Annotated in this window: 22 protein-coding genes; 16 read left to right on the top strand and 6 right to left on the bottom strand. The window is 41.8% G+C overall.

Features of this window, described 5'->3' with window-relative positions:
- Positions 1-66: 66 nt before the first annotated feature.
- Positions 67-531 carry a phage tail protein gene (locus MKZ09_RS27725; RefSeq protein ID WP_076138073.1) on the top strand — a complete coding sequence of 155 codons (465 nt, stop codon included), beginning with the start codon at positions 67-69 and terminating at the stop codon, positions 529-531.
- A 164-nt stretch (positions 532-695) separates the two neighbouring features.
- Here MKZ09_RS27725 and MKZ09_RS27720 read toward each other — a convergent pair whose 3' ends face one another.
- A complete protein-coding gene (locus tag MKZ09_RS27720; RefSeq protein ID WP_179089610.1) occupies positions 696-1133 on the bottom strand; it encodes a hypothetical protein in 438 nt (145 codons plus the stop codon).
- Between the two features lie 121 nt (positions 1134-1254).
- On the opposite strand from MKZ09_RS27720, the gene MKZ09_RS27715 reads away from it, so the two are divergent.
- A complete protein-coding gene (locus MKZ09_RS27715; protein ID WP_076207028.1) occupies positions 1255-3207 on the top strand; it encodes an AraC family transcriptional regulator in 1953 nt (650 codons plus the stop codon).
- Between the two features lie 98 nt (positions 3208-3305).
- Here MKZ09_RS27715 and MKZ09_RS27710 read toward each other — a convergent pair whose 3' ends face one another.
- The 4 genes from MKZ09_RS27710 to MKZ09_RS27695 form a co-directional block, all read right to left on the bottom strand.
- On the bottom strand, positions 3306-4472 hold the full coding sequence (locus MKZ09_RS27710) for a DUF4179 domain-containing protein (protein WP_076207030.1): 1167 nt from the start codon (positions 4470-4472) through the stop codon (positions 3306-3308).
- On the bottom strand, positions 4459-4992 hold the full coding sequence (locus MKZ09_RS27705; protein WP_076207032.1) for an RNA polymerase sigma factor: 534 nt from the start codon (positions 4990-4992) through the stop codon (positions 4459-4461). The genes MKZ09_RS27710 and MKZ09_RS27705 overlap by 14 nt, the downstream gene beginning before the upstream one ends.
- A gap of 221 nt (positions 4993-5213) precedes the next feature.
- A complete protein-coding gene (locus MKZ09_RS27700) occupies positions 5214-5777 on the bottom strand; it encodes a hypothetical protein (protein ID WP_076207034.1) in 564 nt (187 codons plus the stop codon).
- 88 nt (positions 5778-5865) lie between these two features.
- Positions 5866-7074 (bottom strand): sugar efflux transporter, encoded by a 1209-nt coding sequence (locus MKZ09_RS27695; protein ID WP_076207036.1) that lies wholly within the window; start codon positions 7072-7074, stop codon positions 5866-5868.
- 248 nt (positions 7075-7322) lie between these two features.
- Between MKZ09_RS27695 and MKZ09_RS27690 the strand changes: the two genes are divergently transcribed.
- The gene (locus MKZ09_RS27690; protein WP_076207074.1) at positions 7323-8252 is read left to right on the top strand and encodes an aminoglycoside phosphotransferase family protein; all 930 of its coding nucleotides are present in this window, start codon (positions 7323-7325) and stop codon (positions 8250-8252) included.
- Positions 8253-8453: 201 nt separating this feature from the next.
- On the opposite strand, the gene MKZ09_RS27685 is transcribed toward MKZ09_RS27690, so the two are convergent.
- Positions 8454-8639, bottom strand: a complete 186-nt coding sequence (locus MKZ09_RS27685) for a hypothetical protein (RefSeq protein ID WP_036679656.1) — start codon at positions 8637-8639, stop codon at positions 8454-8456.
- A 507-nt stretch (positions 8640-9146) separates the two neighbouring features.
- On the opposite strand from MKZ09_RS27685, the gene MKZ09_RS27680 reads away from it, so the two are divergent.
- The 13 genes from MKZ09_RS27680 to MKZ09_RS27620 all read left to right on the top strand — a co-directional run bounded on the left by MKZ09_RS27680 (position 9147) and on the right by MKZ09_RS27620 (position 22749).
- Positions 9147-10058 carry a dihydrodipicolinate synthase family protein gene (locus MKZ09_RS27680; RefSeq protein WP_076138083.1) on the top strand — a complete coding sequence of 304 codons (912 nt, stop codon included), beginning with the start codon at positions 9147-9149 and terminating at the stop codon, positions 10056-10058.
- Between the two features lie 4 nt (positions 10059-10062).
- Positions 10063-10704 (top strand): GDSL-type esterase/lipase family protein, encoded by a 642-nt coding sequence (locus MKZ09_RS27675; RefSeq protein ID WP_218643131.1) that lies wholly within the window; start codon positions 10063-10065, stop codon positions 10702-10704.
- Between the two features lie 47 nt (positions 10705-10751).
- Positions 10752-12158, top strand: a complete 1407-nt coding sequence (locus tag MKZ09_RS27670; RefSeq protein WP_076138085.1) for an ABC transporter substrate-binding protein — start codon at positions 10752-10754, stop codon at positions 12156-12158.
- Between the two features lie 84 nt (positions 12159-12242).
- Complete coding sequence (locus tag MKZ09_RS27665; RefSeq protein ID WP_036679648.1) at positions 12243-13118, top strand: carbohydrate ABC transporter permease; 876 nt, start codon at positions 12243-12245, stop codon at positions 13116-13118.
- Between the two features lie 13 nt (positions 13119-13131).
- Positions 13132-13974 carry a carbohydrate ABC transporter permease gene (locus MKZ09_RS27660; protein WP_081382492.1) on the top strand — a complete coding sequence of 281 codons (843 nt, stop codon included), beginning with the start codon at positions 13132-13134 and terminating at the stop codon, positions 13972-13974.
- 24 nt (positions 13975-13998) lie between these two features.
- Complete coding sequence (locus tag MKZ09_RS27655) at positions 13999-14688, top strand: N-acetylmannosamine-6-phosphate 2-epimerase (RefSeq protein WP_076138087.1); 690 nt, start codon at positions 13999-14001, stop codon at positions 14686-14688.
- A gap of 23 nt (positions 14689-14711) precedes the next feature.
- The gene (locus MKZ09_RS27650; protein ID WP_076138089.1) at positions 14712-15590 is read left to right on the top strand and encodes an ROK family protein; all 879 of its coding nucleotides are present in this window, start codon (positions 14712-14714) and stop codon (positions 15588-15590) included.
- Positions 15591-15613: 23 nt separating this feature from the next.
- Positions 15614-16468, top strand: a complete 855-nt coding sequence (locus MKZ09_RS27645; RefSeq protein WP_051491079.1) for a MurR/RpiR family transcriptional regulator — start codon at positions 15614-15616, stop codon at positions 16466-16468.
- A gap of 30 nt (positions 16469-16498) precedes the next feature.
- Positions 16499-16972, top strand: a complete 474-nt coding sequence (locus tag MKZ09_RS27640; protein WP_076207038.1) for a YhcH/YjgK/YiaL family protein — start codon at positions 16499-16501, stop codon at positions 16970-16972.
- A gap of 237 nt (positions 16973-17209) precedes the next feature.
- Complete coding sequence (locus MKZ09_RS27635; RefSeq protein WP_076138093.1) at positions 17210-18202, top strand: ABC transporter substrate-binding protein; 993 nt, start codon at positions 17210-17212, stop codon at positions 18200-18202.
- Positions 18183-18959 carry an ABC transporter ATP-binding protein gene (locus MKZ09_RS27630; protein ID WP_076207040.1) on the top strand — a complete coding sequence of 259 codons (777 nt, stop codon included), beginning with the start codon at positions 18183-18185 and terminating at the stop codon, positions 18957-18959. The genes MKZ09_RS27635 and MKZ09_RS27630 overlap by 20 nt, the downstream gene beginning before the upstream one ends.
- Entirely contained in the window at positions 18953-19705 is a 753-nt protein-coding gene (locus MKZ09_RS27625) for an ABC transporter permease (protein ID WP_081383954.1), read from the top strand. The genes MKZ09_RS27630 and MKZ09_RS27625 overlap by 7 nt, the downstream gene beginning before the upstream one ends.
- A gap of 470 nt (positions 19706-20175) precedes the next feature.
- A complete protein-coding gene (locus MKZ09_RS27620) occupies positions 20176-22749 on the top strand; it encodes an alpha-L-arabinofuranosidase C-terminal domain-containing protein (protein ID WP_081394351.1) in 2574 nt (857 codons plus the stop codon).
- Positions 22750-22771 lie beyond the last annotated feature (22 nt).

The raw sequence follows: 22771 nt of genomic DNA, 5'->3' as shown, positions 1-22771 counted from the left end.
ACGCGAACCGTATCCTAAGTAACGATAAGTTTTTTTGGTAATAATGAGAGAAAAGGAGAGATGAAAATGTCCTATATCGTTGATTTTAAAAATGTGTCTACGGTTGGGTTAGAATCTTCACCTGTAGTAGATGCGCTTGCTGGTCTGCGTGCTAATGAGGCCCGTTACTTTATGAACAAATACAAACATGAATTTACGGTTGTACAAGCCAGCGAAAGTCAGGAGACCCTTGATTATGTGAACCGAATTTTAAAAGAAGAACGTGATATTGAGTTTGCGGCCAAGCCTTTAGAAACGTCGCGTTTTCAAGTGGAAAATATTAAATTTGCTTATGTCTTTTATGAGGATGGCCTTGCGGTCAACGTTATGTATACGGTGGATGACCCTAAGAAGCGGGCCGTTGGTTTTAAGCTTTCTGAGGGGATGGAGATCCCAAAGGAGCTAGAAGAGAAGTTTAAGTTTGCAAGGCAGAAGTCCAAGCTAGCCGGAACAATTCGGGGTTCGTTTTTTGTAATTAAAAAAGAATACTAAAGTAAGCAAAATTGCAACATAATCAATGAGAGGGCCATCCTGTAAAAGGATGGCCCTAAATCTTGCCAGTATAGATAATTTGCGTAGGTTATCTATGGGAATGGACTCTCATTTAAGAGGCCGATTTATTATATAGAGCAACGAAAACTGGAGTAGCGTGCGCTTCACCATTTTTTTGTATGAGTAGCTAAGAAGGTGGAATGTACGGTATAAATCCCGTAGAAAAGAGCTGAGGTAGCTGGAACGGTGAAATGTACGGGATAAATCCCGCAGATAAGAGCTGAAGTAGCTGAGACGGTGGAATGTACGGTATAAATCCCGTAGAAAAGAGCTGAGGTAGCTGGAACGGTGAAATGTACGGTATAAATCCCGCAGATAAGAGCTGAAGTGGCTGAGACGGTGAAATGTACGGTATAAATCCCGTAGAAAAGAGCTGAGGTGGCTGAGATGCTGGAATGTACGGTATAAATCCCGTAGAAAAGAGCCGAAGTGGCTGGAACGGTGAGATGTACGGTATAAATCCCGCAGAAAAGAGCTGAGGTAGCTATGGCTATATCGACTTTGTTGGAGACTCTCCGGGGGGTCAGATTTGATCCATTCAAATGTGTTCGACAAGTCACCTATCATTTGACAATGATAATGGTTATCGTTTACGATTTTGGTTTGTATAGGGATTTGCAGCTGCAAAGGATTAGCATGCTTTTGGACTTGGGAGGATTAACAGTGGATTGGGAAGAATACATCCAGATATGGGATGCTTCATGGATTCAACCGGTGGATATTCGCCAACATGTGATACGTAGACAGAGTAAACAGCAACATATACTCCCAGCTAGTTGTTTTATATTTGTCGTGCGGGGGCAAGGTGCGATCTGGTTGGATGGTAATCGGCATTCCTTAGAACGATTCTTTATCTTACATGCAGGAAAAGGAAGTAACATCAAATTCGAGGTTGGACATGAGGATGTCACATACTATTACATTTTATATAGAGGTAGTATTTCTACTAAAGCTAGTAAAACAATATTGAAATCCTATCATATAAATAACCCTTTTCATCTGCAATATGCATGTAAACCAAATTCTCCGGTTGTTTTATATCGTCATGCGGAATCGATGTATGAGGAATGGAATCGCAGACCGGCTATGGAACGGTTCCAAGCGAAAATCCATTTCTATCAGTTCGTATATACACTTGTACAGCAGTTACAGCTTCAAGGCGTTGCCCCCAAAGAAATAGATTTAGTGGAACAGATCATTCAATACATTCACAAACATTATTATGAACCTATCTCACTTGAATCTATGGCAGAAGTTTGGAATTATAGCATTCAATATTTATCGAGGCAGTTCAAACGCCGGACAGGGAGAAGTCCCATTGAATATGTAATTCAGACCAGGATGGCTAAAGCGAAGGAGTTACTGATTCAAACCGATGCCACCGTACAGGAGATTGCTGTAAACGTAGGTTATAGTGATGTCTTTTATTTTACCCGTCTGTTTAAGAAGCAGGTTGGGACGACGCCAGTTCAATACAAAAATAAGGTGAAGTCAGGTTTGATCGTTTCAGATAGTCCATGGCAAGAGTTCTTATCCTCCATGGGCAAATATTCTTCTGCTTGTTATATTGATGATGATAATCATTATCAATTAAAACTTGAAGGGGATAAACAGATGTTAAAGGGGATCGAAACGAAAAGAGGATTAATGCTAATGCTTGTGCTTACACTGTTACTTACAGCTTGCGGAAATGGGAACACTAGCCGTAATAGCAATGCGGGAGCAGAACCAACACAAAGTAAACCTTCCAATCAGGCCATTGAAAATACGGGTTTACGGAAAATAACAACGGTCATGGGGGATGTTAATGTTCCAGCCAATCCCCAACGTGTTGTAGTTGACTGGGATTTGGGACCAGTCTTAGCAGTTGGGGTAGTACCGGTTGGAGCATCAAATACCCAACTGGAGTATTCTCAGTTTCTCAAACCTTTCTTAGATGAGACGGTACAAGATATAGGGGCAGAAGGAAGTATTTCTTTTGAGAAAGTATTAGAGCTAGCGCCAGACGTCATCATAACCTGGAATAAAGATGCTTATAGTAACTACTCTAAGATCGCACCGACCGTATTATTTGATACAAGTAAATACGCAACGATTCAAGAAGAGATTACAGCTATGGGAGAAATCCTTGATCGAGAAGAAGAGGCTAAACAGTTTGTGGCAGATTTCGAAAAACGTAAAATAGCTGCCCGCGAAAAAATTAATAATGTAATTGCAAAAGATGCAACTATTTCTATCGTAGATTATATCACCGTAGAGAAATTTTTAATGGTCATTGGTAATCAGGGTGAGAGAGGCGGCAGAGCTACTTACGATATTTTGGGTCTGAATCCCGCTCCAAAAGTTCAAAGTGAAATTATTGATAAGGAAATGAGCCGGGTTGAAGTTTCTTGGGAAACGGTAAATGATTATGTAGGTGACTACGTTATTGTCCTTACCGTAAAGGACAAAGAACCGCCTAAGTTGCCAGCAACATGGAAGATGCTGGATGCGGTCAAAAACAATCGAATTATTGAGATTGATATGGAAAAATATTTTGCAGCAGATTCATACTCCTCCTTGTTACAAGCTGAAGATATTGCCGACAAATTATCGAAGCTGGCTTCATCGAAATAATCTTATTAGATTGAATCTGCCTGAAGTCATTTAAATAAAAAGACGAAGCCTATTATGGCTTCGTCTTTTGTAGTTTTGCATTCCCTTTTACAAATGAACTATTGGACCGAAAGTACATTCTCGAGCTCAGGTATATATTCCTTGACCATATTGTTGTCTTCCCACAGTCCTTTAGTCCCAGCTGGGGCTTGACCTTCGGAAACGACTAAATACGGTTTGATGGTTACGGTACTCGGTATAGTCTTGAAGGGTTCAAAACGAATATTATAAGATTCGCTTAAGGGGTGAGCACCAACGGGCTTCAGTTGAACGCCACGTTCATCCACAATATCAAACTGAAGAGCGATCCCCCCGTTAGCACCCTTATATTTCGAAGGGATAGAAGCGAGCATTTCTTCTACGCTCTGGCCAGGTTTGGTTTTGTACTCAACGGAGACCTGGGTTGTAATTGGGGTGATTTCCACCTTACTGATCTGCAAGTTAATGTTATCGTGATGCTTGGTCTCCTCTGAAGTTAGAGTTGTAAAAGGCGTTGATTTTGTAACGGGCAGAACGAATTCGAACGGGACATCGTAACCCTTTAACGACACATTTACAGTCAAGTCAAACTGATCAGGGAACTGGACCGTCTGTGTTGTTGTGCTCGGCTCATAATAAGTGTTCAAAACCTGAACCATTATGCTGGAAGCAGCCTCACCATCCATGTGTTCGTAACTCCAGAGCAGAGGTTGGCCTTTATAGAGCACCTCAAAATTATCCACCGCCCCTTTATTGGCATCTGAAGGCGGCGAATTGGGCTCCGAAGCCAGACGGTTTCCAGGAGTGGTTATATTCATAAGAATTCGGGTTCCGTCAAATAACAACGTTGGAATATTCATAGTCACATCGCCATGGGTCACGCTTTGGTTTACGTTTGTGATGAAATCCTCGGCTTGTTGAACACCGGGATCTAAGTTTTTTTCGCCCCATAATGAATAGATTTGTCCCAAAACCGGAATTTGCTTGAGTGCATCAGCCATTGCGGGCGATACAAAGCCGGAAGCAAGGACTGTAACTCCAAGGATTGCAGCGGCTGCAGTGGAAACCCACCATTTATTAAAAGTTTTGGATACATCTATCTTTCTCTGAACGGGGGAAATGGAATTATCGGTATCCCTGATGATTTGGTAAGTCTCATTCAGCTTGGAGCGGGCAATATCCGATAACTGAGCGGGAAGTAGGCTTTGGCAGTTCTTTAATTGTTCTTCTAACTTAGTGTTTACCATGTCGCAACTCCATTTCTTGATTGAATTGAGATGAATGCTTTAGCTTTTTGCGGGCGCGATGCAGCCGGGTCTTCACGGCAACCGTAGAAATTTCGAGAATGTCGGAAATTTGACGGATCGGCATGTCCTGTAGGTAATGAAGGTGAATGACAATCCGGAGGTTCTCCTCAAGATGTTGAACGGCATCCCATAATTCGATTTTCTCATAATCCTTGGAAGTGGAAGAGACTTCGGGAAGCTCTCCATAAGGGAGGGCTCTTGCGTTGTTTTTGAGCATTTTATTGCATTCATTAATCAGAATCCGGAAGATCCACGTTTTGAAAAAAGCGGGCTCTCTGAGTGTATGGATGTTCTTAAAGGCTTTAAGCATCGTCTCCTGCAGGGCATCTGCACAATCTTCTTCTTTGTTGACGATGGACCTTGCAGTTCTGTATAAAGGTAACTCTATCTCCTGCATCAACTGCACGAATGCTTCAGAGTCCCCAGCTTTGGCTTTGACGACAATAGGATCTATATGCAAAGATTTACCTGCTTTCTTGACTAGAAGTCTTAGGATGTTCGTAACGTTACTTAAATATTAGATCGGGTAGGTAGCTAGAAGGTTACCACAAACATGATTCTATTCTCCTCATCTCGCAAAGCTAGCAAGGTGAGAAATTGGTTTTTTTCACAAAAAAATCGCCGTTCGAATTCCCTGTCGGGAATCGGACGGCGATTTTCATAAGCTAATTAATCAATCAATCAATCAATCAATCCATCAATCAATGATATAAATGACCCATTTCCCTTGATCGTTGGCCGAATCGCGTATAGCATTTTTACATTTTCAACTGTCTCTTCTGCTATATCCAAGCGTTGTCCGATTACCGTTATATTCACCTGATGTTCGTTGGGTAACATGGAATCAATGCTTTCGATGTCTGTGAATTTGTACTGATATTGTTCGTCATAATAAGGCTCCATAGCCTCTGCTAGTTTTTTGTTTACGAACCCGGATTGATAAATTGTGTGGTCATGCTCAACTAAAGCAGTTAGGTTTTTTTCCAGCACTTCAAGTGCGGGGAGATCATTCTCTGTCAATTGATCTGCATATGATTTCAGATTTATCAACAATTCTGCCTTAAAGCTGGTTTCATTTGGCTGCTTGGGTTCTGTGATTTGCGGCTTCTGCGTATTAATCGCTGGACTTTGGGTTGGCGTATTTGCTCCTGTGCTCGGCTCCTGGTTTGGTTTAACGTCCCCTGCACATGCTGCCAGAAAGATTAAAGACATCAACATGAGCATTCTTGCAATAGTTTTTAACATCTAACCCCACCTTTTTGAGGATATGTTAGTTAGTCGCGAGAAAATATGGAGAAGTTACAAGGGCTGAATGAAGCCCCAAAAAAGCAGATTAAACCGTTAGTTTTTGTGTATCTACAGAGTCACGTCCGCTTACCGCAAGCATGATTGTAGAAATAATGACGAGTATGAAACAGAGCACAAATGAATACCGGTACCCAACAACACTAGCTAATAACCCGCCAACAAGACTGCCAATCAGTCTGCCGATCGTGGATGAATTAGAGTAGAGGGTGGATGCATACCCAGGCATGTTTGGAAGCAGATCCTGAATGTAGCTAATGCCAATGGCTGAAATAACAGCAACAAAAAAGGCAAGCAAAATTTGGGCTGCAAGCATCTGCCACATCGCACCTGAAGTAATAACAACGAGATAATAAGCTCCTCCGAAAATGGCTCCACACATCATCAGGATTCTGTTACTGTATTTCGCACTGAGCAGTCCCAGCATGATCATAAATGGAATTTCCAGCGCAGCACAAATACTGCTGACTAAACCGACATCGCTTGTTGTTCCCCCTAGATTGTTGGTAATAAAGAGGGCAGTATTGATGCTACTCGTCCAGTGGGCTACATACATGAGTATCATAATCAGAAAAGGAAGCAGGACATTACGGTTCTGACCCAACCGGAAACTTTTTACTTTTACTTCTGCAGTACTGCTTTTCACTTCTGTATTTGATTTCAGGAATAGTGAAATAAGTAAGGCAACAAGCAGGAATACCCCGATGGTGCCCGAGAAAATCCCCTTAAATCCAACAGCAGCGATTAGCAGAGTACCGATTAAAGGACCTGTAATAAAGCCGAGAGAGAAAGCAGAACGCAAGGTAGAATTTGCAAACGCAGTATCCGTAAAATCGCTCTTATTCACTGCTTCTCTAGCTATGGCGAACAATTGAGGCATCCCTGGTGCACCGAGTGCGGTGAACACAATCATGTAAATGAATAAGATCGTAAAATCCCCAATGAGCAAGTATCCGCTATAAGCAAGGGCATTACAGAGCGTGGAGACAAGGTAAATGTTTCTTCGATTTAAGCCAAGGTCAGAGCGTCTCCCGATTAGTGTACTGATCCATATTCCGGCAATTAACGTGGTGGCCAGAAAAACACCAAACAGCCCGACAGATACTCCAAGCTGTTCCGTAAAATAAATGGATAAAAAGGGTGCGCTGAGTGAAATCCCCATCCCTTGCAGTAACATGCATAAAAAGAGTAAGCCATAAGAGGGAATCGAAAATAGTGCAGTTAGTCGTTTGAACATGTTGTGAAAGTACTCCTCTATATTTGTTTAGATATTTCATAAAAAAAAGCCGTTGAAATTGATTCCAACGGCTTTTTGTATGCTTGTTTTTTTCAAGACCTTATTCAACATCATAATTGATCGGAAAGAATAAGTCTATACTTTCGGCTGGATTTTATTTACTATTGTGAAGCCGGCAAAACCTAATAAATGGAGTGTTGTTAATGGACGTTACTTGTCATCTCGATAAGGCTGACTTACAGGATTATATTAGTAGGGTTTTTGGCAGCAGTTATTTCGTTGCTCGTGTTTCGCGCATGCATGGCGGCGCACAAAAGGTGGTCTACAAGATTGAGTGCAGTAATGGATTTTCCTGCGTTTTGTATGTGTGGGATCTTTCGATGAATTATTTTAAAGAAGAAAAAGCAAATGAAGATATAAATGAACAATCCTATGGAAGTCATTTATTCGAATTAAATAACAGGTACTTAACACAACATGGAATTCAGACCCCTGCTCTTTATGATCTGAATAAGGCAAGAGATCGTTACTCTTTCGATTATGCTCTGGTTGAATATATAGATGGAAGAATGGCAGAAACCTATTTTCATCATCCCGATTCACGTGTTCAAGATAAAGTTTTTCAGCGTGTGGGGGAAATGCTTACTGCTATGCATACCAACGAGAGGCATGTTTTTGGGAAAGCAAATGCTAACGAGAGCAGCATGAGCGAATGTCATTTATTACAAATGGAAAATGCGAAAGTGCAGCTAGCCTATGCCTCCCAACATATTGAGAAGATCAGGTCTAATCAAAGCAAACTGCTCGATAAGTTGTACGAGCTTGAATCAAAAATTCAACCCAGACAGCAATATGGGTTTATTCACGGGGAACTGGGACCTGACCATGTTATGGTTAATGATAAACTGGAGCCCTTTCTGATAGATATTGAAGGGGCAATGTACTATGACATTGAGCATGAACATAGTTTTTTACAGATGAGATTTGGGGATTTCTATCGGTACTTAAAGAACGATGCTCTGGATCATGATAGGCTGTTATTTTATCAATTCCACCATCATGTCTCCTTAACTTCAGGTGGATTAAAGCTGCTGCATAGAGGATTTCCTGACCAACGATTCGCCCAAGGCCTAGCTGATTATCAATCGGAACGCGCGCTGAGGTTTATCGAAGGATGAACTAAACAAGGCGTTTGGATTGATAACCTACTGCCATGTCCTCGAAAGTAACCTATTAGCCTTCTTCACCCTTTAGGGTGGGGGAGGTTTTTTCGTTATACAACTACAAGGCATAATAAAAGACCGCATCCACTGGAATTGCTTCCGGATCTGGCGGTCTGATGTCTTCGTTATGAATCAATCTTTATCTGAAAGGGTTAGTTAATGAAATTTAACGGTCTTGATTCGAGCCTCTTCTTCATAGCTAAGTGGTTTCGGAGATTGCGGAGTGTGCAGATGACGCTCCACGGAGTACTCCATTTTCCGGTAGTCCTCATTACCTGTATTCAATGTTGGATTCCAGTTTTCTGTCACCCAATTTTTAAGTTCCTTAAGTCCTGCTAGCATTTCCTCCAGCCTCCTTTGGCGAAGAAACAAAATAGATTTTGTAGTTCTTTGTTTACGCTTTCATTATAATCCTAAACTCCATTTTTTAAAAGGTGTGTCCGTCTGAAAAACACAGATTATTCAGTGAACATTGTGTGTTATTTAGGTTTTGTGCTTCATCTGGAGAGAAGTGTCTCCCAGTAGGAGACATTTTTAGTGAAGCTGAAAGGATACTCATTAGTACCCCTTTTTTATATTATTTTACATCCGTATATCCAACAAATACTGCCCGGAAGAAATAAATTTAGGGTGGAATATTTGCAGGATTATTTTCTAATGAATATGGAAAAATAAATGATTATTAGCTGTGAGTTATACTGAAAACCATTATTTTGTTAATCATAAATGAGATTGGTGGAAATAAATTTTATTTTTCTAAAAATAGAGAAAATAATTTACAAAACCAAAATATAATGATATTTTGTTTATGTAGAAAAGAAACCGCTCACAACTTAAGGGGGATTAACAATGACACTCACAAAGTTCCACGGAATTATACCTGCCTTTTATGCCTGCTATGACGATCAAGGAAACATTTCGGAATCCCGGACGCATGCTTTATGTGATTACTTATTTGAAAAAGGAGTTCAAGGTGTATATGTGGGAGGCAGCTCAGGAGAATGTATTTACCAGAGTCTCGACGAACGCAAAGCGGTACTAAGCTACGTAGCTAGTAACCTGAAAGGTAAAATGACACTGATTGCCCACGTGGGTGCCCCTTCCACTAGAGATAGTATTGAGTTAGCGAAACATGCTGCAACCTTAGGGTATGATGCATTATCCGCAATCCCGCCTATATATTTCAAATTACCTGATAGTGCAGTCTATAAATATTGGAGCGAGATTATGGAGGCAACCCCTCTTAGCTTCATTATCTACAACATTCCTCAGACTACCGGATATACACTGACTCCTTCCCTATTTGAGAAACTGCTTGCGAACAAAAAGGTGATTGGTGTGAAGAACTCCTCCATGCCGACTATGGATATTGAAAGATTCAAAAGAGTGGGTGGAAAAGATGTAGTGGTATTTAATGGACCAGATGAACAATATGTTGCGGGAAGAATCATGGGAGCGGATGCGGGAATCGGTGGAACCTATGCGGTTATGCCTGAGCTGTTCCTCCAAGCAAATGAATTTGTTAAGGCTGGTAAGTTCGAAGAAGCTGGACAAATCCAAAGCGATATCAACGATATTATCATCGCCCTTTGTTCACTCAAAGGTGCCATGTATGCCGGAATAAAAGAGATTCTAAAATTAAGAGGCGTAAACATTGGCAGCGTAAGAGCACCGCTTGAGGCAGTAGCCGCTGAGGATGCTAGTCCGATCGCAGACATTATGAAATTGATTGATCAAGCTATTGAAAGATATTGCGGTTAGGATAATGAAGAAATCCATCGTATGCTTTGGCGATTCTAATACTTGGGGCTACGACGCAGAGACAGACCGCAGATTTAAGGATGATATTCGTTGGACGGGAATTCTTCATACAGAATTGGGTGACGCCTACCGAATGATCGAAGAAGGGCTTCCCGGCAGAACAAGTGTCAGTGAGGACCCTCTATTTGAAGGACTTTCTGGAATCTCCTATATTTATCCCTGCCTGATGTCACATTCGCCATTAGACTTGGTTGTGATCATGCTTGGGACCAATGATACAAAAGAAAGGTTTGGACTAACTTCTTATAACATCGCACAAGGTATTGTTAGGTTGGCTCTTAAAGCTAAAGGTAGCGGTGCTGGACCCGAGGGGAAGGCTCCAGAGGTTCTAGTAATCGCGCCCCCTCCGATTGGAGCAGAGTATATTCATACCCCTATTGGCAAACCAATGGGTAGCGGATGTAGTGAGAAGTCTACGGAGCTCGCTGAGCATCTTGTAGCTTTGCTAACGGGAACCGGCATCCACTTTGTAGATTCCAGAGAACATGTATCGATGAATGAAATTGATTATATGCATCTTGATCCGCGAGGACATCGCAACATGGCCGATTTAGTGCAATACCATGCCATACGGATTTTAAATTAAAGGTTCACAGAAGATAATGCTCACAAAACTTTTAGGGAGGTTTATAAATGAAGAAAAAACGTTTACTCTCGACAATGGTTGCGCTAATGGTGATTATTTCTTTAATTTCAGGTTGCTCAGGTAACAATGCTGCAAGCTCTAATACATCCGATAATTCTTCTGCATCTGGGAAGGAAAAAGTGGCGATCAGAGTATGGCTGACTCCACAGTGGAAGGGTGTTGTGGATGCCACGGAGGCAGGCGCGGACTATGATAGCTTCCTAAAGCACGCCGCTGAGAAATTCAAAGCACAATATGATAAATACGATGCGGATATTCAAATAGAGGTCATTGCTGGAGATCAGCGCGATCAATTGCTTAACGTTAACTTAAGCGGGGGAACACCACCAGATGTGTTCTTTGAGAGTGTATTCCCGATGGGGGATTACGTTCACCGTGGAGCATTGGTTCCTTTGACCGACATCATTGATGAAGACGCGAAAAGCGATATTGCTCAAAACTACTGGGACGCTGTTACGTTCGGAGAAGATATTTACTTCTATCCATTCCAGCACAACCCAGGCACCTTGGTTTACAACGCGGACATGTTTAAAGCAGCAGGCTTAGAGAAGTTTGTGGGTGAAGAATCCGAAATCAAAACTTGGAACTTGGATGAATATCAACAAATTCTTGAGGGTCTGAAAAACAATCTGCCGAAGGATAAGTATTCCAATGCATATCCAATGGCATTATTCGCTGTAAATAATCAGGGCGATACATGGAACCTTGCCTATATGAGAATGTTCGGCAATAAGTTCTTTGATGATCAAGGCAACATTGTACTGAACGATGAGAACGGAGTTAAAGCTGCAACTTGGCTGAAAAACCTATATGACGGCGGATATACAAATCCAGGCGCAGAATCCGTTTCTTCTAATGATGCCAATGCTATGTTCCAAAATCAGCAATTAGCGATCAGTTTCACTAACCCGATTCTGTTTAATGGTACGAAAGCTAATATGGCGGATGGTACGGCAGCGAAATTCGATATGAGACTTGCTAATATTCCGTCGGAAAGCGGCGATCCTCTATCCTTTACTTATGTAGTAGGCGCTAGTGTATTCAAGTCCAAAGATGCTAAGAAGACTGAAGTAGCTAAGGATTTCGTGAAGTTCTTCTCAAGCGATCCTGAGTTAGTTAAATCCTCTAAGAATGGTATTCCTGTAAGAAGTTCTGTAGCCGAAGCACTTAAAGCGGAGAATCCACTGTTTGCAGCTTACGATGCCAATTCTAAATATTTGTTCAACTTCACAGGCAACGTTCCAGGATACAGCCAATTAAGAGAGGTTTTATATCCAGAGCTACAAGCACTTTACATGGGAGCTAAGACACCGGAACAGTTTGTACAAGATTATCAGGCAAGTGGCAACAAGGTGATTGAGACCAATAAAGCTGGCTCTGTAATTTTCCAATAATCTAAGACCAGATAAACAATACACGATTGACAGCCTTTAGGGTCTGAAGAGACTCTGGGGCTGTTAATTAGAAAGGTAAACGATATGAAACTACGTAGTAATTACCTAAAAGAGAATATTACAGGTTATCTGTTTATTTTACCTCAGATGATAGTATTCTTAGCCTTTCTTGTCTATCCGATCTTAGAAGGGATGCGGCTGAGTCTATACCAGATTAATTATGACAGTGAGAAATTTGTGGGTTTTGCCAATTACACCACATTGTTTAATGATCCGGTATTTTTTAAGGCTACCATCAACACCGTTGTGTTCGTAATATTTATCGTTCTACTTACAGTGGGGTTTGCATTGTTCGTAGCCTCCGCGGTATTTGATAAAAATGCTAAGTACGTTTCCTTTATTAGAGGAAGTTATTATATCCCGGTAATGGTGTCCATGGTGGTTATGAGTATGGTCTGGAGCTTTTTGCTGAATCCGGCTAATGGACTTATCTCTTATCTATATAAAGACATGGGACTAGGGACGATTAATCTGCTGGGAAATCCAAAGACGGTTCTGCCAGTCGTGATATTTGTAACCTTCGCAACTAACGTGGGCCAGGCAATTATTCTGTATATAGCTGCGATGATTGGTGTCTCGAAAGAGCTTTTTGAAGCAGCCGAAATCGACGGTGCTAGCAGATGGCAAGTGATATCCAAGATCCTGATTCCTTCGGTAGGACCTACAACAACATATATTACGATTATCAATATTATTGCCGTATTAAAAATCTTTGTAGTCATTCAGTTACTGACCGGTGGCGGACCGAACAATTCCTCCGTAACACTGATGTACTACCTTTATAATAATGCCTTTAAATATAACCAACTCGGCGTTGCTTCTGCGGTAGGGGTTATCATGTTCGTGATTACATTGATATTGTCTGTGCCACAGCTACGAAGCATGATTAAGGTGAAGTGAGGGGGAATACAACATGTCGAAGATTAAAAACAAGAAAAAGAGAGAGAAGTTTGATGTGATATCGAATGTAATCATTATCCTCTTCGCGCTCCTTAATCTTTTTCCACTATATTGGTTATTCACAAGTTCACTCAAGAACAGCTCGGATGTTGTGAAAATGCCTCCAGACTGGTGGCCCAAATCGATTACATTCTCCAACTATGTGGATGTATTTCAGAACCAGCCAGCTTTAAGATGGACGTTTAATAGTATTTATGTATCTGGTATTTCTACTATTTTGGTTATCGTTGTAGGCTCTATGGCCGCCTATGCGTTCTCAAAGATTAATTTTAAAGGTAAAAATATAATCTTCATTATCTTTATTTCAAGCTTGATGATTCCTAAAGAAATTATGATTGTACCCTTATTCCGGATCACCCAACAATTTGGAATGGTAAATAGTTATAACGGTATGATTTGGCCGAACGTGGCGGGTGCATTTGGAGTGTTCCTATTAAAGGGATTCTTCGATTTAACCCCTAATGCCTTAAGAGAAGCCGGGAGAATAGATGGTGCAAATGAATGGAGAATCTTCACACGCATCATGTTGCCTATTGTCAAACCTGGTATTGGAGCCTTATTTATTCTGAATTTCGTGCAAGTCTGGAATGATTACTTGTGGCAGCTGGTTATAGGCCAAGAGAACAAAATGAAAACATTAATGGTTGGTACTGCGACCTTAATGCAGGATTTGAATCCTAATTTCGCTTATAAAATGGCCGGAGCTACCATCGCTGCAATTCCGATGTTGCTAGTGTTCATGTTATTCCAACGGTTCTTCACCAATGGGATTACAGCAGGAGCAGTTAAAGAATAAATAAAAATGTGGAGTGGGTTACTGATGAATACTGAAAATAATGTACTTAAAAAAATAAAACATAAATTAGTCGTCTCCAGTCAAGCCTTACCAGAAGAACCGCTGCATAGCCCGTTTATTATGGGGAGAATGGCTTATGCTGCTTACTTAGGCGGGGCTTCTGGAATTCGGGCAAACAGCGTAGCGGATATTCAAGAAATCAAAAAGCAAGTGAATCTGCCGATCATTGGGATAATCAAAAAGGTGTATGAAGGCTCTGAAGTCTTTATTACACCCACTCAGAAGGAAGTCGATGAGCTTTACCGCGAAGGAGTAGATATCATTGCTATGGATGCTACAGACCGTATTCGCCCGGACGGATCTACTATTTCTGAACTTTTTCCACTTTTAAAAGAGACCTATAAAGATCAACTGTTTATGGCGGATTGTTCTACATTTGCGGAAGCTGCGAAGGCTGTTGAGCTGGGATTTGATCTGATAGGAACTACCTTAAGCGGTTATACAGAGGCTACTAAAGGCCGCAACTTGCCAGATTTTGAATTGGTTCAACAAATCGTCAACAATTTCTCTGTTCCCGTTATAGCTGAAGGTGGGGTCTCCACTCCTGAAGAATTAAAGATCATGTTTGATTTAGGTGTGTATTCAGCAGTGGTTGGCTCTGCGATCACGAGACCGATGGAGATTACGAAACGGTTTGTGAACGCTATTCAGTAGAACGCCAGAGAGGGTAGATGGGAATGAGGATTGTAGCCGTAGATATTGGCGGTACCAATACCAAGATGTGTATATGCGATAAACAGGGGAATGTACATGACTTCAAGGAGTATGCAACAGAAAGCTACTTGGGGGGACCCCATGTAATCTCGAGAATGCTGGAAAAAATTGCAGAATATGAGCATTTTGATGCCATTGCCATAAGCACCGCGGGCCAAGTTAATGCAGAAGAAGGATTTATTGTCTATGCTAACGAAAATATACCTAGATATACTGGAATGAAAATTAAGGATATTGTCACCCATCATTTTCATAAACCTGTTATGGTAGAGAACGATGTGAATTCAGCAGCATTAGGCGAGGCTTATTTTGGGGCTGCTCAGAGCTTTAACAATTTCTTATGTCTAACCTTTGGCACAGGCATTGGCGGTGCGATCGTCATTAATCGCCAAATCTATAAAGGGGCTAATGGGGTAGCGGCTGAATTTGGCCATATCTTTACTCACCCATTGTCGGCCACATCCGGAGTAGAAGGACTGCCGTATTATGAGAAATACGCTTCAACTACAGCTTTAGTGAAGATGGCTCAGCTCGCAGATCCCGAATGCACGGACGGAAAAGCCTTATTTGATAAAATACAGAGTGGAAATGAGCAGCTTGAACGTATTTTAGATCTATGGATTACTGAAGTGGCTGTTGGTTTAGCTTCTATCACACATATCTTCAATCCATCCGCGATTATTATTGGTGGCGGCGTAATGGAACAAGAAGATTTGGTTCGAAGGGTAGAAGAGCGCACGAAGTCTTTGATTATGGAAAGCTTTGCGGGAGTGAGAATTGTTAAAGCCTCATTAGGGAATAAGGCAGGTCTGCTGGGAGCTTCCTCCTTATTCGTACATTAACTTATTGAAAAGGAGGGGCTTTTTTGCGGACAATCAGTATTTTTTCTTCAATTCATTCTAAATACAATAATTTGACGAATACGGAGAAGAAGGTAGCGGACTATGTACTGGAGAATACGAGAAGCGTTGTCTACATGTCGATTACTGATCTTGCAGATGCATGTGATGTTGGGGAATCAAGTATATTTCGATTTTGCAAATCTTTAAGTTATAAAGGGTATCAAGAGTTCAAGATCGCATTGGCGCATAGCATCACTGTGGAGAATGAGATCCCGCAGCTTACCGATCAAATTCTGATGGATGATACAATTGAAGCTGTTGCTTCTAAAGTACTGACCACGAATGTAAGTGCACTCAACGAGACCTATAATTTAATTGATATACAGAAGATCAGTGAGGCCATTGAGTATTTGATTAATGCAGAACGTGTATTGTTTTTCGGTGTGGGCTCTTCTCTAGTCACAGCTATGGAAGCCAAGATTAAATTTATGCGCATTACGAACAAAACGGAATGTTTAATGGATTCACATCTGCAGATGATGTCGGCAGCGCTGATGTCTAACCGGGATGTCGCTGTTGTGATTTCTTATTCCGGCTCGACCAAGGATAGCATTGAGGTTGCGAGAAAAGCAAAGGAAAGAGGAGCCAAAGTAATATCCATTACTAGGTTTGAAAAGTCACCGTTAACCTCGTACTCCGATCTGACCCTGCTATGTGGTGCTAATGAAGGACCGTTGCAAGGGGGTTCATTATCTGCAAAGATATCGCAGCTCTATCTGCTTGATATTTTATATGTAGAATATTTCAAGAAGACTAGTGAGCAATCCATAATCAATAAAGAAACTACAGCTTCAGCAGTCAGTGAGAAACTGGTTTAGTACATTAAGATGTGAGGGGAATGGGAAGTTATGATCTTAGGTTCTTTGTCATCTTGGGAAGAGCATATCAAGTATGAGAATCCAGTCATTGTTGAGGCTATTGAGGAATTGAAAGTGATCTTACAACATGATCCTGATCTTGGGCGAATCGAAATCCGCGGGAACGAAATGTATGCTTCCATTATGGCTCTTGAGGCAAAATCGCTGGAGGAACAAGTCGCAGAGAAGCATGAGGCTTATATTGATGTGCATTATCTGATCGAAGGTGAAGAAACGATTGGCTGGGCACCCCTGCAAGAAGGGATCGAACCCATTAAGCCTTACGATGCCGAAGGAGAATATGCGCTTTATCCCCCATCAGCAGATGAAATATTGTTATCTTTGAAGCCTGGAATGTTCGCGGTCTTTTTCCCTCATGATGTTCACAGACCGGGTATGGGTCAACCGGGGCAGCAGATTAAAAAAGCTGTCATTAAAATCCACACAAATCTACTAACTCGATAACATTGAGATTGAGGCTGGTAGCGGAACCATTCCGCTGTCAGCTTTTTTTTGCATCGCTTCTATTTACTTATATCTAAATTTATAAATATACAAAATATAAAGATTGGTGGTAAACTTAACATGCCTAAAGCTTTTTTTGTAGAGCTTAAGGATTTTTTTGCATGCACATTTATGAGTGAGCAAAGAATATTACAGAGAATTACACTATAGAAGGAATAATGGAGGCAGGAGAGTTAAATGAAAAATAAAGGTCTAAAGAAAATGTTGTTGTTATCTATGATGGTTGTTGTCATCGCTGCACTTGCAGTGGGTTGTGGTTCGAAAAATAATACAAATACAGAATCGTCAGAGGGAGCTGCTCCAGAGGCTGCAAAAGAAGTTACCTCCTTGTCGCTAGGTTTATTGCCCTCGATTGATGCTATTCCTTTTATCATCGCACATGAACAAGGTTTCGATAAAAACCACGGTGTGGATCTGGATATCCAGACGTTTAAAAGCGCCAAAGATCGGGATGTAGCTTTTCAAGCAGGCAAGCTGGATGGTCTAAGTGCTGACCTGGTTGCGATCTCCATTTACAATGAGGCTGGACTGGATGTGAAGATCACCAGTACAACTTTTGGGGAATTTGATTTGCTGACTGGAAATGAATCGATCCAGGATGTGAAGGATTTGAAGGGGAAAACCGTGATTTTGTCCAAAAATACCTCCACACAATATACAGTAGCAATGATGCTGAAACAAGCAGGTCTGACCGAAGATGATATTACAGTGACAGAGGTTCCACAGATTCCGACCCGTTTAGAATTGCTTAAGAATAATAAGGCGGATGCGGCTATTTTGCCAGAGCCTTTTGTAACGATGGGCAAAACCTCAGGCCTGCGTGTACTGAGCTCAACGATAACTGCGGGAGTAAATCCGTTCGTATTAGCTTTCCCGCAAACTGCAATTGATGCCAAAGCAGAAGCTATCCGCAGTATGTATGCTGCATATGATGAAGCAGTAGCTTATATGAAATCCCATGAACAATCTGAATATATCGATCTTGTAATCAAAGAAGTAGGATATCCAGAAACATTAAAAGATGAGATCAAGGTACCGGATTATGTACCAGCTTATCAAGTGGATGTGAAGGAAGTAGAGGCTGCATTTGCTTGGGCACGGGAAAAAGGTTTGCTCAGCAAAAATATCTCGGCTGAAGATGTGATTTCTGATGTCCAATTCAAGAAATAAAGGACTCGTTATAAAGGATCTGAAAGTAGAATATAAGAGCGGACAATTGGCCTTGGGTCAGGTAGATTTAACTTTGCCGGAGCACGGGATTTACACCATTATCGGACCCTCCGGCAGCGGGAAATCAACTTTATTACGGGCGATTGCGGGCTTGCTGCCTAGCTATCAGGGACAAATTCTTTTTAATGAGAAATCTGTGCATGAGAAAGAAACGTTAATCGGGCTGGTGCCGCAGAACTACGGGCTTCTTCCTTGGAAGACTGTACATGATAATATTCAGATAGCGATGAAGATTACGCATACGGCAAGTGCATCCAAGCAAGAACGGGAGACGCAGATTAAGCAGTGGCTTTCGTCGATGGGGATCTCTGATTTAGCAGAACGTTATCCTTTATCCCTCAGTGGAGGCCAGCAGCAAAGAGTAGCGATTGCCAGAGCTTTTGCCATTTTGCCTACTATTCTGTTGCTGGACGAGCCATTCTCTGCACTCGATGCAATAACAAGGGAAACACTACAGGTTCTCTTTTTAGATAATTGGCTGGCTAACCCTACGACTACGTTATTTGTCACTCATGATGTGGAAGAAGCGATTCTGCTGGGGCAAAAGATTATCGTCATGCCGTCCAACAAAGAAACTACACCTGGAATTATTGATAATCATTTGGTGTTTCATATGAAGCATGAGGATAAGCGGGACAGTGTGGATTTCTTTGAGCAGACTAAGCGGATTAGAAAGGTAATGCAGGAGATATGGTAAACAAACGTCGACTTCATCATCTAGTAAGGCTTCTATTTGTATTTGTCTGTATGAATGTAGTCTGGTATATCGCATTTTTACTTATGAACCATTCGATTTTGCCAAGTCCCTTTGCTGTATATAAGGCGATGTTTCAGTTAGGGGCGCAGGATATTGCTATAAATGTAGGGTATAGCTTGTTCAGAATTTTTGCAGGTGTGGTACTGGCTTTAATTATTGGACTGCTTATAGGTCTTCTAATGGGACGTTCGTTGACCTGGAACAAACTGCTGGACCCTGTGGTTTACTTGACCTATCCGGTTCCCAAAATTGCCCTGCTTCCAGTAGTGATGCTGTTCTTCGGGCTGGGGGAAACGTCCAAAATCCTAATGATCATGCTGATTCTATTGTTTCAGATCATCATTTCGGTAAGGGATGGGGTTAAGGCTATTCCGGACAATACCTATGATGTCTTAACTAGTATAGGTGCCAGCGCTGTGCAGAAATTCTGGCATGTGACACTGCCGGGGGCATTGTCAGTAATTCTGAGTACGATTCGTATTTCGCTAGGGACAGCGATATCCGTACTGTTTTTTACGGAGATTTATGGAACAGAGCACGGTATGGGCTTTTTCATCATGGATGCGTGGTTAAGATTAGATTATCCGGAGATGTATGCGGGAATTATGTTGTTCAGCTTGGTCGGTTTTATTCTCTTCTTGCTTGTTGATTTTCTTGATTACAAGTTTATGAAGTGGCGGAACTAAATTTAGTTGGAGATTAAACTATAGCTTTCCTTTGTCTGAGTTTAGGCAAGGGGGAGCTTTTTTTATATGATTTTTTGGGGGCAACAAAATTAATTTTAGTTTCATTATTATTTGAATGGAAAAATAAAACAGTAAAATAAATGGAGGAAAAAATGAAAATTAAACATACTTAGGGCTGTAAACCCCCGTTTATTTTAGAGAAACATAAAGATGGTGAGATGAAAAGAGGGAATTTGTTTTAAAAAAACTAATAAATCTCTTAATTTCTTGCAAATCTATTGGAAATTATATTCATAAAAGTATAAAAAGGTTTAGTTTAATTTATTTACAACCAGATTTTAGTATGGTATTTTATCAATGGAAACGGATTCATTTAGATTTTGTGGAATGATTTTAAGTTATTGCGAATGGAAGGGACTATTCACTTCATAAAAATGAAAACGCTAATAAAAGGTTGGGGGTAATTATTTTTGAATAAATATGGACGGAAGCTATGGCTTACGGTGCTGATTTTCGTGATTGTGATTGGCGGGCTGACGTATTATTGGGCTTCTAAGGACGAAAATCCAGCAACACTGTCTCAGGAGTCTGCCAAAGAAGCAACGGGTGAAGCGGGAAAGGAAATTCTTCCAACGGCGACAGCAGCTAACACAAGTAGTGGAACCGCATATACGTTGACTGTGGATACGGCCAATCCGGGAGCTAAGATCAGCCCGATGTTGTATGGAGCCTTTTTCGAAGAGATTAATCATGCGGGAGATGGAGGGCTATATGCAGAGCTGATTTCCAATCGTTCCTTTGAGGATAGTTCGGTCACACTGTTCAATTGGTGGATTGATGAAAAAGGAGGGAGTAAAGGGAAGCTTGCTCTGACCAGCACTAAGCTTTTGAACGAGGCTCAGACCCAGGCAATGGCTTTAACAGTATCATCAGCTGCCGAGGGTGGTTCGGTATCTGCTGTGAATAATGGTTACTGGGGGATTGCTTTGACGAAGGATGCCAGTTACAAGTTGTCTTTCTATGCGCGGCCAGAGCCAGGGGACAATATGCCACTGCGTATAACGTTAGAGAGCCCAGATGGCAAAGAGCTATATGCGGAACAGACCGTTGATAAGTTAAAAGAAGGATGGAATCCATATACATACACACTGACTTCTACAGGTACTGTAGCAAACGCACGAATTGTAATCTCTACTGCCAATGTAGGGACTGTTTATCTCGATATGGTGTCTTTGTTTCCTGAGACTTGGAACAACAGGGAGAATGGGCTTCGCATCGATTTGGCTGAAAAGGTAGCTGCGATGAAACCCGCATTTGTTCGTTTTCCGGGGGGATGTTTTGTGGAAGGGAAAACGCCAACGGATGCTTATCAATGGAAGAACACCATTGGTCCGATTGAAACGCGTCCCGGTCATAAGGGATATTGGGATTACCGCTCCTCAGATGGGCTGGGCTTCCACGAATATCTGCAATGGGCCGAAGATCTGAAAGCGGAACCATTATATGTAGCTTATATCGGAATTTCACATAACGGAGATCCTATAGCCAAGCAGAATACCGTTCCAGTCAGTGAAATTCAGCCATGGATACAAGATGCACTGGACGCCATTGAATATGCAAACGGACCGGTTACTAGCAAATGGGGGGCACAAAGAGCCGCCAATGGTCATCCGGAGCCTTTTAATATGAAATATGTAGAGATTGGTAACGAAAACAATTTCCAGATGAGTGAATATATTAAGCGTTATGGCTTGTTTTATAAGGCAATTAAAGAGAAGTATCCAGAGATTCATCTCATTGCCAATGCGGCAGTTGAAGGTGAGCCTATCGAAATGGTTGATGAGCATTACTATGAAACCTCTGAATGGTTCCTCAGCAACTCGAACAGATACGATACTTATGACCGGAGTGGTCCTGAGATTTATGTTGGTGAGTATGCGGTGACCAAGGGTGCCGGAGAAGGCAATCTGAACGCTGCAATCGGCGAGGCCGCTTTTATGATGGGCATGGAACGGAATTCTGATATCGTGAAAATGTCCTCCTATGCTCCATTGTTTGTGAATACGAAGGATCGTACTTGGAACCCGGATGCTATTGTGTTTGATTCATCGACTAGCTACGGAACACCTTCTTATCATGTGCAGCAGATGTTCGGAAGCAATAAGGGGGATGTAGTTCTTCCAACCTCACTTGTGGCTCTAGGTCAAGAAGAAACCTCCGGTAAGCAATCCATTCAAGGTGGAATTGGTTTGGGGACTTGGGCCACCCAGGTAGAGTACAGCGATGTACGAGTAGCGAAAGGTGATGACGTTCTTTTTGAAGATCATTTCAAGAAGGATTCCGGAGCCTGGACTCTAAACAATGGGGACTGGGAACAATCCAAGGGTACTTTTAAGCAGACTTCTAATGATATTGATATTCGTGCAGTTGCCGGTGAGGCTTCATGGAGTGATTATACACTTTCTCTTAAGGCGAAAAAGACTGGCGGAGCAGAAGGCATGCTCATTATGTTCGGCTCTAAAGATGAGGGCAACTTCTATTGGTGGAATCTTGGCGGCTGGGGAAATACGCAGAGCGCGATTGAAAAATCAGTAGGTGGAACAAGAGCAGTCATCGGAAGAACGGTTCCTGTAAGGATTGAGACTGGGAAATTGTACGATATCCGCATTGAATTATCAGGTGCTAATATCCGGCTCTATCTCGACGATGAGCTTATACAAGAGGTGAACGATGAAAGTCCGGCAGGGCCGCTGTTCCAAACTGCGAGTCGTGATCTTGCCACAGGTGAGCTGATCGTTAAAGTCGTTAATGCGGGTGACACTGCTCAGCGCACGGATGTTTCTTTTGCCGGACTTGCCACATCAAGCCTGGGAGGAACAGCTACCGTACTTCAGTCGGACGATTTAAATGCTGAGAATAGCTTTGCTGAACCTGACAAGGTGGCACCTGTAACTCAAAAGATAAGTGTAGACAAAGGTAGTCTGGAGTTTGAATTCCCGAAATATTCCGTGACCGTGTTAAGACTAAAGGAAGGGGGCAAATAGCTGGTCACGGAGGGAGTTCACT

The organism is Paenibacillus sp. FSL R5-0908, from assembly GCF_038006245.1.
In the GTDB taxonomy this organism is placed as follows: domain Bacteria; phylum Bacillota; class Bacilli; order Paenibacillales; family Paenibacillaceae; genus Paenibacillus_AQ; species Paenibacillus_AQ odorifer.
Note: the sequence above shows the minus strand (reverse complement) of the source record. Positions and strands in the feature narration are given on the sequence as shown.

What these genes read in the sequence shown, in the direction of transcription:
- MKZ09_RS27665 (WP_036679648.1), top strand. Translation starts at nt 12,243, where the DNA reads ATGAAACTACGTAGTAATTACCTAAAAGAGAATATTACAGGTTATCTG.
- MKZ09_RS27630 (WP_076207040.1), top strand. Translation starts at nt 18,183, where the DNA reads ATGTCCAATTCAAGAAATAAAGGACTCGTTATAAAGGATCTGAAAGTA.
- MKZ09_RS27675 (WP_218643131.1), top strand. Translation starts at nt 10,063, where the DNA reads ATGAAGAAATCCATCGTATGCTTTGGCGATTCTAATACTTGGGGCTAC.
- MKZ09_RS27625 (WP_081383954.1), top strand. Translation starts at nt 18,953, where the DNA reads ATGGTAAACAAACGTCGACTTCATCATCTAGTAAGGCTTCTATTTGTA.
- MKZ09_RS27655 (WP_076138087.1), top strand. Translation starts at nt 13,999, where the DNA reads ATGAATACTGAAAATAATGTACTTAAAAAAATAAAACATAAATTAGTC.
- MKZ09_RS27700 (WP_076207034.1), bottom strand. Translation starts at nt 5,777, where the DNA reads ATGTTAAAAACTATTGCAAGAATGCTCATGTTGATGTCTTTAATCTTT.
- MKZ09_RS27710 (WP_076207030.1), bottom strand. Translation starts at nt 4,472, where the DNA reads ATGGTAAACACTAAGTTAGAAGAACAATTAAAGAACTGCCAAAGCCTA.
- MKZ09_RS27670 (WP_076138085.1), top strand. Translation starts at nt 10,752, where the DNA reads ATGAAGAAAAAACGTTTACTCTCGACAATGGTTGCGCTAATGGTGATT.
- MKZ09_RS27725 (WP_076138073.1), top strand. Translation starts at nt 67, where the DNA reads ATGTCCTATATCGTTGATTTTAAAAATGTGTCTACGGTTGGGTTAGAA.
- MKZ09_RS27650 (WP_076138089.1), top strand. Translation starts at nt 14,712, where the DNA reads ATGAGGATTGTAGCCGTAGATATTGGCGGTACCAATACCAAGATGTGT.
- MKZ09_RS27680 (WP_076138083.1), top strand. Translation starts at nt 9,147, where the DNA reads ATGACACTCACAAAGTTCCACGGAATTATACCTGCCTTTTATGCCTGC.
- MKZ09_RS27640 (WP_076207038.1), top strand. Translation starts at nt 16,499, where the DNA reads ATGATCTTAGGTTCTTTGTCATCTTGGGAAGAGCATATCAAGTATGAG.
- MKZ09_RS27695 (WP_076207036.1), bottom strand. Translation starts at nt 7,074, where the DNA reads ATGTTCAAACGACTAACTGCACTATTTTCGATTCCCTCTTATGGCTTA.
- MKZ09_RS27635 (WP_076138093.1), top strand. Translation starts at nt 17,210, where the DNA reads ATGAAAAATAAAGGTCTAAAGAAAATGTTGTTGTTATCTATGATGGTT.
- MKZ09_RS27685 (WP_036679656.1), bottom strand. Translation starts at nt 8,639, where the DNA reads ATGCTAGCAGGACTTAAGGAACTTAAAAATTGGGTGACAGAAAACTGG.
- MKZ09_RS27660 (WP_081382492.1), top strand. Translation starts at nt 13,132, where the DNA reads ATGTCGAAGATTAAAAACAAGAAAAAGAGAGAGAAGTTTGATGTGATA.